Annotated in this window: 13 protein-coding genes; 5 read left to right on the top strand and 8 right to left on the bottom strand. The window is 73.6% G+C overall.

Annotated elements, in window-relative coordinates; all coding sequences use genetic code 11:
- Positions 1-31 precede the first annotated feature (31 nt).
- From BIV57_RS13355 to BIV57_RS13335, 5 genes are all read right to left on the bottom strand, one after another.
- Positions 32-1,042: a P-loop NTPase family protein gene (locus tag BIV57_RS13355; protein WP_071656989.1), complete on the bottom strand. Its 1,011-nt coding sequence runs from the start codon at positions 1,040-1,042 to the stop codon at positions 32-34.
- Positions 1,042-1,773 carry an SAF domain-containing protein gene (locus tag BIV57_RS23535; protein ID WP_107409561.1) on the bottom strand — a complete coding sequence of 244 codons (732 nt, stop codon included), beginning with the start codon at positions 1,771-1,773 and terminating at the stop codon, positions 1,042-1,044. The genes BIV57_RS13355 and BIV57_RS23535 overlap by 1 nt, the downstream gene beginning before the upstream one ends.
- A 14-nt stretch (positions 1,774-1,787) precedes the next feature.
- Complete coding sequence (locus BIV57_RS24130; protein WP_071656988.1) at positions 1,788-2,105, bottom strand: hypothetical protein; 318 nt, start codon at positions 2,103-2,105, stop codon at positions 1,788-1,790.
- A gap of 530 nt (positions 2,106-2,635) precedes the next feature.
- Entirely contained in the window at positions 2,636-3,250 is a 615-nt protein-coding gene (locus tag BIV57_RS13340; RefSeq protein WP_071656987.1) for a hypothetical protein, read from the bottom strand.
- A 197-nt stretch (positions 3,251-3,447) separates the two neighbouring features.
- On the bottom strand, positions 3,448-4,677 hold the full coding sequence (locus BIV57_RS13335) for an HNH endonuclease signature motif containing protein (RefSeq protein WP_071656986.1): 1,230 nt from the start codon (positions 4,675-4,677) through the stop codon (positions 3,448-3,450).
- A 211-nt stretch (positions 4,678-4,888) separates the two neighbouring features.
- Here BIV57_RS13335 and BIV57_RS13330 point away from each other — a divergent pair, with 211 nt between their 5' ends.
- Positions 4,889-5,665, top strand: a complete 777-nt coding sequence (locus tag BIV57_RS13330; protein ID WP_071656985.1) for a GNAT family N-acetyltransferase — start codon at positions 4,889-4,891, stop codon at positions 5,663-5,665.
- Positions 5,666-5,794: 129 nt separating this feature from the next.
- Positions 5,795-7,333: an FAD-dependent oxidoreductase gene (locus tag BIV57_RS13325; protein ID WP_245797646.1), complete on the top strand. Its 1,539-nt coding sequence runs from the start codon at positions 5,795-5,797 to the stop codon at positions 7,331-7,333.
- Positions 7,334-7,475: 142 nt separating this feature from the next.
- Here BIV57_RS13325 and BIV57_RS13320 read toward each other — a convergent pair whose 3' ends face one another.
- Positions 7,476-8,489, bottom strand: a complete 1,014-nt coding sequence (locus BIV57_RS13320) for an MHYT domain-containing protein (RefSeq protein ID WP_175548747.1) — start codon at positions 8,487-8,489, stop codon at positions 7,476-7,478.
- 248 nt (positions 8,490-8,737) lie between these two features.
- Here BIV57_RS13320 and arfB point away from each other — a divergent pair, with 248 nt between their 5' ends.
- Positions 8,738-9,193 carry an alternative ribosome rescue aminoacyl-tRNA hydrolase ArfB gene (gene arfB, locus BIV57_RS13315; protein WP_079170288.1) on the top strand — a complete coding sequence of 152 codons (456 nt, stop codon included), beginning with the start codon at positions 8,738-8,740 and terminating at the stop codon, positions 9,191-9,193.
- Positions 9,194-9,264: 71 nt separating this feature from the next.
- On the opposite strand, the gene BIV57_RS13310 is transcribed toward arfB, so the two are convergent.
- Positions 9,265-9,798 (bottom strand): flavin reductase family protein, encoded by a 534-nt coding sequence (locus BIV57_RS13310; protein ID WP_071656983.1) that lies wholly within the window; start codon positions 9,796-9,798, stop codon positions 9,265-9,267.
- 343 nt (positions 9,799-10,141) lie between these two features.
- Here BIV57_RS13310 and BIV57_RS13305 point away from each other — a divergent pair, with 343 nt between their 5' ends.
- Together BIV57_RS13305 and BIV57_RS13300 are read left to right on the top strand one after the other, a co-directional pair.
- Positions 10,142-11,794: a sensor domain-containing diguanylate cyclase gene (locus tag BIV57_RS13305; protein ID WP_245797644.1), complete on the top strand. Its 1,653-nt coding sequence runs from the start codon at positions 10,142-10,144 to the stop codon at positions 11,792-11,794.
- A gap of 196 nt (positions 11,795-11,990) precedes the next feature.
- The gene (locus tag BIV57_RS13300; protein ID WP_139275638.1) at positions 11,991-12,980 is read left to right on the top strand and encodes a carbohydrate-binding protein; all 990 of its coding nucleotides are present in this window, start codon (positions 11,991-11,993) and stop codon (positions 12,978-12,980) included.
- Between the two features lie 64 nt (positions 12,981-13,044).
- Here the strand turns inward: BIV57_RS13300 and BIV57_RS13295 are convergent, their stop codons facing one another.
- Positions 13,045-13,896, bottom strand: coding sequence for an SAM hydrolase/SAM-dependent halogenase family protein (locus BIV57_RS13295; RefSeq protein ID WP_071656981.1), 852 nt, complete (start codon positions 13,894-13,896; stop codon positions 13,045-13,047).
- Positions 13,897-13,977 lie beyond the last annotated feature (81 nt).

Genomic DNA, 13,977 nt, shown 5'->3' with positions numbered 1-13,977 from the left:
GCTGCCCGTTGAGGGGACGTCCTTCCACGGCTCACCACCCCCCTTGCGCGCTGTCCGGCGCCGGGGCCGGCCCGAAGGTCGCCGGCACCCCCGGCGACGGCGGACGGACGGGCGGCACGCCCCAGTACGCGGGCACGCCCGACGGCGGGACGGTCTGGGGCGGCGGGACGGGTTGGGAGGGAGGAGCCGCCTGGGCCTGCTGGGGTGCCGTGCCCGTCCCCAACTCCCGCTCCCGGGGCGCCGCCAGCATCCGGCGGCGCTCCTCGGCCCGCGTCCGCATCGTGTCCGCCAGGCTGCGCGCCGCGCGCATCAACTCGGACCGCACGAACCGGCGGTCGCTGCTCTCCCCGGCCCCGTCCGACAGCACCCGGGCATGCGCCGGCGCGTACGGCAGCGCGCCGAGCACCGGCACCCCGCCCAGCTCCTTCGCCACCTCGGCCGTCCCGTACGGTCCCTCGCCCACCACGACCGCGCCCAGGTGGGCCGCGCCCGTGCCGTGCGCCTCCAGGTCCGCGCGCAGCGCCTCCAGCCGCGGCTGCGCGGCGGCGATCCCGCGGAGCGTGGCGCGCACCACCATCAGCACCGCGTCCGCCCGGCGCACCAGCGCCGCGGCGGCGCCGGAGGCCCCGCCGCGCCCCAGGTCGACGAGGACGTCGACGCCCACCGTGTGCCACTCGCCGAAGAGCCGCGCCAGCGGGTCCCAGGTGTAGGCGAGCCCCGGGGTCTGCGCCGGGTCCGTGACGCCGGGCAGCAGCAGCCGGGTACCGGACTCGTCCGGCGACAGGTCGATCAACTGCTCCCAGACGCTCGCCGCCAGCAGCCCGCGCCGGTCGGCGACGGCCAGGTTGCGCAGCCCGTACGCGCCCTCGACGCGGCCCTGCAGCGCACCGGGCAGGACGGCGCCGCCGTCCGGGTCGCACTCGGCGAGGAGCACCCGGCGGTGCTCGGTCAGCGGCCAGGTGAGGAGGAGGGCCAGGGCGGCTGTGGTGACGCCGGGGGAGCCCGGTGTGCCGGCGAGCGCGACGGTGGCCATCGTCCGCATCACCGCCCGGAGATGACGACGAGGAACTTCCCGGAGGAGACCACGGGCGCCAGCTGGTCGATGCTCGCCGGGTCGACGGCGACGTCGACGACGGTGGTGCCGTCGGTGTCCTTCTGCCCGACGCTGACGACGGTGGCGGTGTAGCTCTTGCCGGTGGTGGCGTCCCCGTTGGCGTTGGTCGGCGTCGACTCGATCATGACGCTCTGGCCAGGGCTCAGCTGCTCGGCGGGGAGTTGGCCCTGCTTGGCGGCGACCGGGAGGACGTGCTGGCCGGGCTGCACGATCGCCTGGTGCGTCAGCATCGACTTGGTGAGCAGCGAGCCGGCCTTGAGGTCGGCGGTGGCGCGCATGGTCAGGGCCTTGTCGTAGCTGGACGCGCCGACGGGGGAGAGGCCGGGGTCGAGCGATATCTGGACCTCTTTGAGGTCGCTCGCGTTGAGCTGCTGCCCGGTCGGGACGTCCTTCGCCAGGGCGAGGACGGCGACGCGCTGCCCGGTGCGCTGGTAGAGCACGGCGCCGCCGAGCGCGCCGGCGGCGATCAGGGCGATGGACAGCAGGATCACCGCGGGCCGGCGCCGCCGCGCGCGGAGCGCCTTCGGCGGCACGACGGCGGCGGGTCCGGTGCCCGCGCCATTGCCGTTGCCGTTGCCGTTGCCGTTGCCGGTGCCGGCGGACCCGGCCCAGGGGGCGGCGGTACCGGCGGTCCCCTGCTGTGTGGTGTGGTTCTCCACGTCCCCTGCCTCGCTTACTCGTTGACGACCTGCAGCTCGCCCACCCGCAGTTGGGCGACGGCGGCGTCCGGGGTGACGGTGAACTGCCCGCCGAGCCCGTTGGTGCTGTTCCAGTTGACGGTCCACGTTGCGGTGGCCCGAATGCTGTACTCCCCGCCGGGCTGGTTCGCGGAGGAGGTGGTGTAGGTGTGCCCGCAGGTGGGGGAGGGCTTGTCCCCGTACGAGGCCTGGTACGGAGTCCCCGCGCCGTGGCAGGTGATGGTGGTCCCGTCCCCCATGTCGTAGGTCAGGGACGCGACGCTGGCGTGTGCGGTGACTGTGACCCCCTTCACGGCCGCGGACGTCGACTGGTCCCCGATCGACGCGCCGCCATCACCGAGCCATACCCAGACGGGTAGGCCCACGAGGGCCAACTTGCCCGCTCCGGGGGCGGTTTCGATGGATGGGGACGGAAGCGTGAGGGACGATCTGGCGGCCTGCTCAAGTTCAGCGTGCGTAGGCGCGGCGGCTGCCGCGGCGGCGGCAGGGGCAAGCAGGTTCCCGGTGCCGCCGCCGCCTCCGTTGAGGAAAGCAGTGCCGCTCGGGCAGCCCTGCACGGTCAGGCCGCCCGGGTTCCCTTTGCGGGACGGATCGGAAGCGGGCACGTTCGCCGTGTAGGCACGGTAGCTGCAGGGGTCGGAGCTTCCACTGCTGGAGCTCCCTGACCCCGATCCCGATCCTTTGCTCCCGCTGTGCTGGGCAGTGCACACCACGCCGACCGGAGTGCTGACGCATTTCCCGCTGTCGGCGACGGCTGTTCCGCCGGAGACGATTGCCCATGCGAGTGCCAGGGCGGCTATCGCTCCGAGCGTTAATGCCTGCCTCAGCATGGCTGGTCCTGGTGGAACGTCATTGTCGAAACGCGCCAGTCACTTCCGACGGTTCGCACGGTGGCATCGGCCTGGTATCGCAGGATCTGCTTCTTCGGCTTGACCTGCTTCCCCGAAGCGGACGATATGACCTTGTAGTTCCGGAAGTCGAGGCAATCATGGATGCTGACCATGCTCGGCTTCGAAGGCGGCGAGTTGAGCGCTACCGAGGTGGCGGTCGGGTTGAGAACGGGACCTCCGCGGGAAACCATCCCCATGTGCTTCATCTGGACGAGAGTTCCGTACAGCTCGCCGATCGCCTTGTCGATCGTGTATTTGTCGGGTGCGGTGTCGTTCGGGTTGCCGCTGGCCATTGCCGCGTTGCGAGTCGTCCAATAATCGCGGTACGCCGCCAGCGCAGCGACCTTCGCCTTCGCAACCGCCGGGCTGTCCGTGTCAGTTGGACTCGCGCTCGCGTGCGCCACCTTCTGCGCGTCCGACGACTTCCCCCCGCTCAGCTGGTCCACATGGTGGCTGCCGCAGGCCGTCGTTCCCAGGGCCAGCGCCGCCGCGCAGATCGCCGTGCTCGACCACCGGGCCGCGCGCCCCCTGCACAGTGCGGACTCCACGTGACTCACCTCGACCCCACAATCCCCGGCGGTGACCGAACGTCAGCGTAGAGCAACGATTCGAACGCCCGCCAGGTCTAGGGCCCCTCCCGCGACCTTGCCCACCGCCATACCCCGCACTCACCTCCCCTAACCCCGGCATTCACGTTCCCCGACAAATCGACATGGCCATGCCCGGACGCCAAATCCCGGACAGATCAGGCGGCTTGGGCCTTCCGATAGGTCCGCCCGGACGGCGACGTCCACGCCACCCGGCCGTCCCCCTCCCTCCGGACCCGCCAGCCCGCCTCGTGCCGCAGATGGTGGTGGCCCGCGCACGCCGGGCCCAGGTTGGCGACCGACGTCTCGCCGCCCCGCGACCATTCCCGCAGGTGGTCCAGCTCGCAGCGCGCCGCGGGCACGGAGCAGGTGGCGAAGGTGCACTCGGGGTCGTTGAGGCGGACGAGGCGGGCCATCGCCGCCGGCGGGCGATAGCGGGTGCGGCCCACCGAGACCACCTCCGCGGTGACCGGGTCGGTGACGATCCGACGCCATGTCGCCTCCGGCGCGTGCGCCAACTCCCGTGCCAGGCCCGGCGTGATGGCGCCGTGGCCGTCGAGCTCGCCCGGCGCGTCTGTCCGTCCTGCAAGGACATCCAGCGGCACCGTCACCCGGATCTCCGTGGCGACCACCGCGCGGCTCCCCGTCGTGGTCAGCTCCAGCAGGGCGTCCGCGCGGCGCTGGGCCAGGGTGCGCTCGTCACCGGCGGGCACCGCCTGGCGGGCCCGCGCGTCGACCGCCGCGTAGATCCGGGTGGCCTGCTCGGCGGGCAGGTACGCGCCCAACTGGCTCATGCCGTCCTCGCGGTCGTAGACCCAGACGTCGCGGTCCTTCTTCCGCGTCCGGTGCCGGGCCTCCGCGCCCTCGGGATCCACCGCGACGATCTGACGCCGGATCATGCGATCGGTGGCTGTACGGGATTGGGCCGGGGCGCGGCCCGCCATTTTGGCGTCCACCGCGGTGACGGCCTCGTCGTTGCCGAGCGGCCGGGTGTGTGTCGCGATGAGGCGGGCCTGCGCGGGCGAAATGGCCCCGAGCTTCAGCTGCTTCAGCGTTTGCGGGAGGCGGCGGACGAGTTCCGTCGCGTCGGAGCAGCGGGCGTCCGTGGTGGTGGCCGCCTCGTGGAGGTGGATCGCGATTTCCTCGATCCGGGAGGCCGATTCTCGTGGATCCTCGCCGTCCTCCAGATGGACGGCCGCGGCCAGCGCGGTGTGCAGATGGGCCTGGATCCAGGACATCGCCCGGGCGAGCGCCGCGGCCAGCGGGACGGCGTCGATCCCGGAAAGCGTCTGGGCCTCGGCGGTCGCAGCCAGCTCCGGAAGCCGGGCGGGATCGAAGGGCTGCTCGGCGAGGTTCCAGAGTTGTCCGGCTGAGAGGGACAAGGCCATGGGACACCCCTTTCGGGGAGAATTGCGGTGCCGTGGGATTGCCTCCATTATCTCTGAATCCGCAGCACAATTATGGGTCCTGGAATAAGTCATACCGGGCCTGTGGATAACTCCATTCCGCACCGGGGGCTGGCGTCCGGGCCCGCCTCGCGGTTGGGTAGGGCCGTCGTGAGCATGAGCAACACCACACACAGCAGAGGGGGAGCCGGGCATGGGCGCGGACAGTGACGCCGATGTGCAGCGGTTCGCCGTCGCCAATCTGCGGCGGCGGCCGGAGCCGGTCGAGGTGGGCGGGTTCGTCGTGGGCGTCGACCCGGCGACCAGCAATCCGTTCGTCAACTACGCCACCCCGCTGCCGGGCAGCGAGCCCGATCCGGGTGACGTCGCCGGGATGGTGAAGGCGTTCCGGGACCGCGGGCTGCGGCCGCGGCTGGAGTTCGCGCCGCTCGCCGTGCCCGAGGTGGAGGCGGCGCTGCGGAAGGCCGGATTCGTCGTCGAGGAGGAGCACGAGGTGCTGCTCTGCGTCCCGGAGAGCCTGGCCCCGCCGTCGGGCGCGGCCGGGATCGACGTCGAGGTGCCCGAGGCGGACGCCGACTTCCGGGCCGTCGACGCCGCGCTCTCGGAGGCCTTCGACGGCGAGTTCCCGCCGTCGGACGAGGGCGTCGCCCGGCTGAAGCGCGCTCAGCGCAGCGGCGGGGCCGTCCGGTTCGTGCGGGCGGACGACGCGGTGGGGTGCGCGGGCGCGGGCTCCTGCTCGGCGCCCGCCGAGGGGACGGCGGAGATCGCGGGCATCGGCACCCGTCCGGCATTCCGCGGCCGGGGGATCGCGGCGGCGGTGACGGCGGGGCTCGCCGCGGCGATGTTCGCGGAGGGGCGGGCCCGGTCCGTCTGGCTGGAGTACTCGGGGGACGGCTCCCGCCGGGTCTACGAGCGCGTCGGGTTCCGTCCCGCCGGCCGACGTCTGTACATGTCACTTCCGGACCTCTAGACGGACTGCTGGACGGACTGCTGGACGGACCGCCGCACAGACCGCCGCACGGACCGCTGGAGCGGCCCCCGACCCGCGCCGACGTTCCCTTCACCGGTCCCGTAATGTCGGGGTTGCAGAGGCTTCCTGATGGCGGGACGAAGGGACGGGCGCGGGATGGTCGACGTGCAGATCCAGCGGCGGGCGGGCGGGGAGCCGGTGCGGACGGACCGTCCGCCCCGGCATGCCGTGGTCCTCGGCGGGGGCATCGCCGGCCTGCTGGCCGCCCATGTGCTCACCGTCTACGCCGACACCGTCACCGTGGTCGAGCGCGACCGCTACCCGGACGAGCCGGTGCCGCGGGCGGGGGTGCCGCAGGGGCACCACATCCACGCGCTGATCGCGGGTGCGCACCGGCCGCTGGACGCGCTGCTCCCGGGGATCACGGACGAGCTGGTGGAGCGCGGCGCCGTGCGCATCGGCCAGCCCGCGGACGTGGTGCAGTGGCAGGGCGCGTGGACGCGCCGCTTCCCGGCGTCCCACGAGGTGCTGAGCGCCAGCCGCCCGCTCATCGAGGACCAGGTCCGCAAGCGGGTGCTGGGCGCGAGCCGCCGTCAGATCACCGTGCTGGAGGGGACGGAGGCCGTCGGGCTCACCGGCACCGCCGACCGGGTGCGCGGGGTGACGGTGCGGGAGCGCGAGTCCGGCGAGAGCCGCGAGATCGCCGCCGACCTGGTGGTGGACGCCTCCGGGCGCGACTCGCACGCCTTCCGCTGGCTCACCGACCTGGGCGCCGAACCGCCGATCGAGGAGCTGGTGGACGCAGGCGTCGGCTATGCCACCGCGATCTTCCGCCCGCGCGGCGCCGCCAAGGACGCCACGCCGGAGGGCGCTACGCCAGAGGACGCCAAGGCCAGCGACGCCAAGGACAGCGACGCCGAGGCCGGGCCGGGCCGCAGCGCCAGCGACGCCGCCGGGCTGCCGTACCAGGGCGTCTACCTGGTGATGGGGCCGGACGACCCGCGCGGCGGTGCGCTGCTGCCGATCGAGGGCGGCCGATGGATCGTCACCCTGACGGGCCTGCGCGGCGAGGAGCCGCCCACCGACGAGGCGGGCTTCCGGGCGTTCGCCGCCGGGATGCCGCAGGCGGTGATCAGCGAGGTGCTGACCGGCGCGGAGATCGACGGCCCGGTGCGCGGCTTCCGCGGAACGTCCAATGTGCGGCGCCGCTACGAGCGCAAGGGGCGGCGTCCGGCCGGGTTCCTGGCGCTGGGCGACGCGCTGGCGAGTTTCGACCCGATCTACGGCCAGGGGATGGCGGTGGCGGCCCGTCAGGCGGTGGCGCTGCGCGATGCGCTGGCGGGGCTGCACCGGGTGCCGACCACGGCGCGGGTGCAGCGGGCGCTGGCCGGTGCGGCCGACCTGGCGTGGCGGGTGGCCGCCGGTGCGGACCGGTCGCTGCCGGGCGCGACGGCCGGGGCGACACCGCTGGTGGACCGGGCGCTGCAGGGCTATGTGCGGGCCGCGGTGCGCCGCCGCAACGGGGACGAGGAGGTCAGCCGGGCCGTGCTGGAGGTGCTGACGCTGACGGGCGGGCCGTCCGCGCTCTTCGCGCCGAAGGTGGTGCGGCGGGTGCTGACGGGGGCGGAGCCGAGCACGCCGGCGGCGGTGCCGCTGGAGCGCGAGTAGACGCCGGCCGCCTGAACGCGGAGATCATCCCGGAAATCATCAAGGGCCCGTCGACGGTGTCGGCGGGCCCTGGGGTTTCCGGTTCGCGGGGAAGGCGTGAGCGGGGTCGCGGCTCAACGGCTGTGACGGGCTGCGGGGCGCGTCAGCGGTTGCGAGCGACGCGCGAGCCGCGTCCGGAGCGGCCGCTGCGGGCGGCGCGTCCGGGGCGGGTGGCGCGTCCGGTGTCGGGGTCGATGCGGGGGCGGAAGACGCTCTCCTCGCCGGTCGGCGCGGGGGCGACGGGGCCGTGGGCGAAGCCGGCGGAGAGGCCCTGGTCGGGCTGCGCGGCCGGGGGAGCGGGTTGGTCGTAGGCGGACGCGGGGGCGGAGGCGGACCCGTAGGCGGACGCGGACTCGGCGAGCCGGGCCTGGTGGCGGGCGATGTCCTCGAGCTCTTCCTCGCCGGGGGAGAGGGCGATGATGAAGAGCAGCACCACCGAGACCAGGCAGACGCCCAGGATCAGCGGCAGCAGGATGGAGTCGGCGCTGATGCCGCCGACCGCCGCGGTGCCGTCGCCGACGAGCTTGACGCGCAGCGCGTACATCCCGACGTAGTGCATGCCGGTGACCGCGACGCCCATCACCACGGTGGCGCTGAGCACGGTGTACCAGCGGTGCACGCTGAGGGTGAACCAGAGCGCGGCGGTGGAGGCGACGACGGCGATGACGACGGAGGCGCCGAACAGCAGCGGGTCGTAGGAGAGGTGGGCCTGCATGTCCATCGCGTACATGCCGGTGTAGTGCATGGCGGCGACGCCGAGGCCGGTGAGGACGCCGGCGGTGGCCAGCGGCAGCACGCGGCGGCCGCCGCGAAGCACGATGGCCAGGCCGAGGCCGACGAAGACCATCCCGATGACGGCGCTGAGCAGGGTGAGGGGCAGGTTGAAGGCGATCCGGCGCCCGGAGATGCTGAAGCCGAGCATGGCGATGAAGTGCATGACCCAGATGCCGGTCCCGCCGATTGCCACCGCCGCGAGCGAGAGCCAGCCGACGCTGCTGCGGCCGACGGCGCGGGCCCTCGTCATCGCCAGAAGGCCGAGGTGGCAGCCGAGACAGGACATCAGATACGCGAGTACAGGGGTCACCGGGCCGTAGGTGAATTGGTGGACTGTGGCCATGGGACAGCATTGTCCTGGGTGTTCAACGGTGCGTTCGATTCCGTGCGCAGATCGTGATGGACCCGTCATCTCCGAAGGATCGTCAGGAAACGGACTCTGACCCTCCATCAGGGACGGTTGCCCGACGGGTTGCCCCACGGGTTGCCCGACGCGCGGTCCGACCGGCGGTCCGGTTCTCGGGCCGAGGGTCTGAGCGCCCGGCGGAAACCGGGGTGACGGAACGGGGCGGCGCCTCCGATGATGGAGGCATGAACCCGTCGCGTCCCGCAGCCCGCCGAGCGGCCGCGCCGCCGCGCCCCGCCACCCGTCCCGCGGTGCCGGAGGCCGAGGTGGTGTGGCGGTTCTCGCGTGCCTCGGGGCCGGGCGGGCAGCACGTCAACACCACCGACTCGGCGGTGGAGGCGCGCTGGGACGTGGTGGCCAGCGGGGTGCTGGAGGGGCCGCTGCGGGACCGGGCGCTGGCCCGTCTGGGGCCGCGGCTGCTGGACGGCCGGGTGCTGGCGGTGCACGCCGCCGAGCACCGCTCGCAGTGGCGCAACCGTCAGGCCGCGCTCAGCCGGCTGCAGGCGCTGCTGGACGAGGCGGTGGCGCCGCCGCCCCCGCGGCGCAGGCCGACGCGGAAGAGCCGGGGCGTCAACGAGCGGCGGCTGACGGACAAGAAGCGGCGCGGCGACGTCAAGAAGGGCCGCCGCGGCGAGTGGTGACGCGCGAGGTGACGCGCGAGCGGTGACGCCGGGAGTGCTGACGCGGCGAGCGGTGACGCGCCGGGGGGCCGTCAGCCCAGCTGGTGGTAGCGGCCCCGGAAGTAGGCGAGCGGCCTGCCGTCCGCGCTCGGGGTGCGGGCGGCGAGCACCCGGCCGATGAACAGGGTGTGGTCGCCGGCCTCGATGCGCTGCTCGGTGCGCGCCTCGACCCAGGCGAGCGCGCCGCCGAGGACGGGGGCGCCGCTGTGCTCGCCGCGGTAGTAGGCGATGTCCTCGAAGAGCAGCCGGTCGCTGATGCGGCCGCGCAGCGCGAAGCGGCCGGCGATGTGGCGCTGGCTGTCGGAGAGGATCGAGACGGCCCAGCACGGCTGGCGGTCCAGGACGTCCTCCATCCGGGAGCCGGTGCGGACGCTCACCATGACGAGCGGCGGTTCCAGCGAGATGGAGAGGAACGCGGTGGCGGTCATGCCGACGTCCTCGCCGCGCGGCCCGTCGTCCGGGTCGAAGGCGGTGACGAGGGTCACTCCGCCGGCGAGGCGGGCCAGGGCGGCCTTGAACTCCTCGACGCCGGCCTGCGGTTCCGCGGCATCGGAACGGGCTTCCACGAACGCTCCTTCTTGGCTGTGCACCCCTCGACTGTAGGCCGCGCGGCGGCCCGGGCACATGGGTCCGGAGGAGGGGTCGGGGCTCGGCCCTTGGTCGAGGGGCGAATGGGTCCGGAGTACCGGATACGGCTTCGCATATGCCATGGGCGAATTACCCAGGATAGCGGCGTTCCAGAGAAGGTAAAGATTCCGGACGACATACGACTCGAATCCGGAAGTTTCGGATCGGTATTGCGCGTCCTGCCAGGCACCGGGAGTGACCGAACGGCCGCGAGTGGTGCATTCTTTGAGCGGAGGCCCCTTGCGGCCGCGGGTGGCACGCAGTGGCGGGACGGAGGCGGGAGTGGAGGGTGAGTCCGCGGTGATGTCGTCGTCGATGGACACCCCTGTCTCCCCGCTCGTCCCGGAGCAGTCCGGCGGGCCGCGCCGCGCGCCCCAGCAGAACGGGGCCGGGTTCGAGAGCCGCGCCGCCGGCGGCACCGACCCCTACGTCCGGCTCTCCTCGCTGCGCGCGCTGCACGGCGCCGTCGCCAACCTCAATGTGCACCGGCCGCTGCCGGACACCCTTCAGGCGGTCGCCGAGGGCGTCGTCGCCGGCACCGACTACCAGCTGGCGGCGTGTCACCTGGTGCGCCCCGGCGGCGATCTGATGGTCGCCGCGGTGGCCGGCACCGAGGACCTGCGCGACAGCTACCTGGGCACCAGCGCGCCGCGCGCCGCCTGGGAGCAGATGCTCGCCGGGGCCGAGCGGCTCGGCTCGCTGCGGTTCATACCCCAGGAGCGCGGCGGCCGGTTCCTCGGCAACGGTGTCCCGCGCTGGACGAACCCCGGCATCACCGTCTCCTCCGACCCCACCGAGTGGCAGCCCGGCGACGTGCTGATGGTGCCGATGCACACCGCCTCCCGGGAGCTGCTCGGCGTGATCACCGTGGACCGGCCGCGCAGTGGTAGGCGGCCCGGGGCGTGGGTGCGGGAGAGCATGGAGCTGTACGCGCTGCACGCGGCGATAGCCCTCACCAACGCCAACCTCCGGCTCGGCATGCAGCGGGCGATGGCCCGGCTGGAGCGCGAGCAGAAGGCACTGAGGGCCAGCGAGGAGAGCTTCCGGCAGGCGTTCGAGTACGCGCCGAGCGGGATGGCGATGACCGAGCTCTATCCCGGTGAACGCATTGGCAAACTGCTGCGCGCCAATGACGCGTTGTGCCGGATGCTGGGGAGGAGTGCGACCGCTCTGCGTCGCTTCGCGTTCAGCGACCTCGTCCATCCCGAGGACCTGCAGACGCTGTTGGACGCCCCGCCGGGCGGCGGGCTCGCCGAGGTGCGGCTCTCCCGCCGGGACGGCACCTACATCTGGGTGTGCCTGCGCAACTCGGTGCTGGTGGACACCGGCGAGGGGCCGCACTACCTGCTCACCCACGTCGAGGACATCGACGAGCGGCGCCGCGAGGAGGAGGCGCTGGTGCACCGCGCCAGCCACGACTCGCTCACCGGGCTGCCCAACGCGGCCGAGCTGCGGGCCCGTCTGGAGCGGATGCTCCCGCAGCTGCCGCATCTCTCCCCGCTGTCGCTGGGGGGCGCGGTCCCGAGCGGAAACGATCGCTCGGTGGCCGTCATCTTCTGCGATCTCGACGGATTCAAGCCCATCAACGACCGTTATGGGCACCATGCCGGCGACGCGGTGCTGGTGGAGGTGGCCCGCAGGCTGCAGCAGGCGGTGCGGGTCGGCGACACCGTCGCCCGGCTGGGCGGCGACGAGTTCGTGGTCCTCGCCGACCATGTGGTCGAGGAGGAGGCCGCGGACCTGGCGGCGCGGCTGGAGCAGGCGGTGACCGCGCCGATCCTCCTGGAGGGCGCCACGGGGGTGTCGGTGCGGGTCGGCGTCAGCTTCGGAATCGGCTGGGCGGCGGCGGGTATGACGGCCGATCAGCTGCTCCAGACGGCTGATCAGCGGATGTACCGTCAGAAGCGCGGCCGGGCCCGCTCCCGTCGCGGCTGAGGGCCGGGCCGGCGCTCCGCGGGGCCGGCGGGGCCGGTATCGGCCCGGGTACCCGGGCTAAAGACGAGATGAACGGTGTCCGGAAAAATACGGACGGTCCTGTGGCGAAGATAACGGACCGGACGCAGGCGGCATTCGGCCCTGGCTCGGAGAGGTAGGGTGCCAGGCGGCCATCTGTACCCGCCGGAGTTGGGAGTTGACGACCGCGATGACGGCCGGCACCAACGGCCTGCCCGACGAGCAGGACGACCCGTTCGCCTACCTCTACCGCCCTGACGGCGGCGAGGCCGGGGCAGCAGGGGGCAGCTATGACGCGGGCGCCACGTACGGCGCCGGTGTCGAGGCGGCGCCCGGCGCCGCGGCCCCGGGGGTCCCGCGGACCTCCTACACGCAGGCCACCCAGGTCGGCCGCCACCCGGCCGGCTACCAGCAGCAGCCGGCGCCCCCGGCGGCCTACCCGGAGCAGGGGCCCGCGTACCAGCAGCAGATGCCCCCGCCCCGCTACGTCCCGCCGGAGGAGACCGGCGGGCACCACGGCGGCGGCGGTGGCGGGCCCAGCAAGGGGCTGCTCGTCGCGGGCGCCGGTGTGATCCTCGCGGTGGTCGCGGGGGTGGTCATCGCGATACTGCCCGGCAGCGGCGGCGACGGGAAGGCGAAAGCCGGGTCCTCGCCCACCGCCAAGGCGCAGTCCGGCACGCACGCCCCGGCGAAGAAGCCGACCGGGAAGCCCAAGTCCGGCTCCCAGTCGACGGACGCCACCAAGCTGCAGCTCTCCGGCGGCGCCTCGCTGGCCGGCAACCACAAGGGCGCGCTCAGCCCCGGCGGCCAGTTCGTGCAGGGCATGGGGACGGTCGGCGCCACCGCGGGCTGGCAGGTCAACACGGCCACCGCCGGGCAGTACACCCTCTTCGTGCGGTACGCCAACGGCGGCGACGGCGACGCCAAGGACAAGGCGTCGGCGTCGATATACATCGACGGCAAGAAGACGAACACCATGGCGCTCAAGGTGTTCGGCGGCGCCAAGCCGAGCTGGGAGAACTGGCAGACCACCTACTCGTACATCCAGCTGAGCCCCGGCCGGCACACCATCCAGATGAAGTGCGACGCCGGCGAGGTCTGCACCTACAACATCGACCAGATGAAGCTGGCCCAGGGGCAGCTTCAGGGCGATGCCTCCGGCTGGTGAACCGCACCGCCGCGTGCGACGCGGCGGTCACGGCCGGATAACGATCAGCTGTTGTCCGCGCCACTCACCCGCAGCCACTCACCCGCAGCACCTCGCCCGCGCCCAGACCGAAGCGGGCGGCCGCGCTGCCGCCGTTGACGGCGAGGGTGAGCAGGCCCGAGGAGTCCAGGTAGGCGACGGCCCCGCCGACGGGCACGTCCCCGAACGTGGTGGCGAGCGGGACCTCCCCGCCGCCGTCCGGCGCGCCCGCCGCCCCCACCCGCACCCGCGCGCCGGGGCCGGGCACCAGGCCGAGGCGGTCCAACAGGGCCGCGTCCAGGCCGGTCTGCAGGTTGCCGAAGCGGTCCACCGTGACGATCTCCGTTTCGGCGGCGCCGCCCGGCAGCAGCGCCAGCCGCGGCTCCGGGAGCCGCACCAGCGCCGCCGCGTCCAGCTCCGGGCCGACCTCGGCGAACGGGGTGCCGACCGCGAGCCGCGCCGCCACCGGGGAGAAGACGTCCCGGCCGTGGAAGGTGCGGGAGACCGGGTGGCGGTGCAGGGCCGCGTTGCTCAGCTCGCGGGCCTCCGCGACGCCGCCGAGCGCGTCGGCGGCCGGCAGCAGCAGGCCGTTGTCGGGCCCGACGAGGCGGTGTCCGGATTCCGTGGACACCGCGATCGCGCGGCGGGACGTCCCCACCCCCGGGTCGACGACCGCCACATGGACGCCCGCCGGCGGCAGATGGGGCAGCGCCTGCGCCAGCAGCGCGGCGCCCTGCCGGATGTCGCCGGGCGGCACCAGATGGGTGACGTCGATGATCCGGGAGTGCGGGGCGAGGGTCGCCATCACGCCGTGGCAGGCGGCGACGAAGACGTCCTGGAGGCCGAAGTCGGTGAGGAACGAGAGGCACGGGGCGGTGCCCGCGGCAGTCGTGGACATACCGGCAGGTTAGGCGCTGCGGTCCCGCGAGGGGCGCGGGGAACGGCGCGAGTGGGCAGGGCGGACCCGCGGCGTCAGCGT

This window comes from Mangrovactinospora gilvigrisea (assembly GCF_001879105.1).
In the GTDB taxonomy this organism is placed as follows: Bacteria; Actinomycetota; Actinomycetes; order Streptomycetales; family Streptomycetaceae; genus Mangrovactinospora; species Mangrovactinospora gilvigrisea.
This window is presented reverse-complemented; position numbering and strand designations above follow the sequence as displayed.

Coding starts and splice junctions, on each gene's coding strand:
- BIV57_RS13355 (WP_071656989.1), bottom strand. CDS start 1,042: ATGCGGACGATGGCCACCGTCGCGCTCGCCGGCACACCGGGCTCCCCC.
- BIV57_RS13335 (WP_071656986.1), bottom strand. CDS start 4,677: ATGGCCTTGTCCCTCTCAGCCGGACAACTCTGGAACCTCGCCGAGCAG.
- BIV57_RS13330 (WP_071656985.1), top strand. CDS start 4,889: ATGGGCGCGGACAGTGACGCCGATGTGCAGCGGTTCGCCGTCGCCAAT.
- BIV57_RS13325 (WP_245797646.1), top strand. CDS start 5,795: ATGGCGGGACGAAGGGACGGGCGCGGGATGGTCGACGTGCAGATCCAG.
- BIV57_RS13320 (WP_175548747.1), bottom strand. CDS start 8,489: ATGGCCACAGTCCACCAATTCACCTACGGCCCGGTGACCCCTGTACTC.
- arfB (WP_079170288.1), top strand. CDS start 8,738: ATGAACCCGTCGCGTCCCGCAGCCCGCCGAGCGGCCGCGCCGCCGCGC.
- BIV57_RS13295 (WP_071656981.1), bottom strand. CDS start 13,896: ATGTCCACGACTGCCGCGGGCACCGCCCCGTGCCTCTCGTTCCTCACC.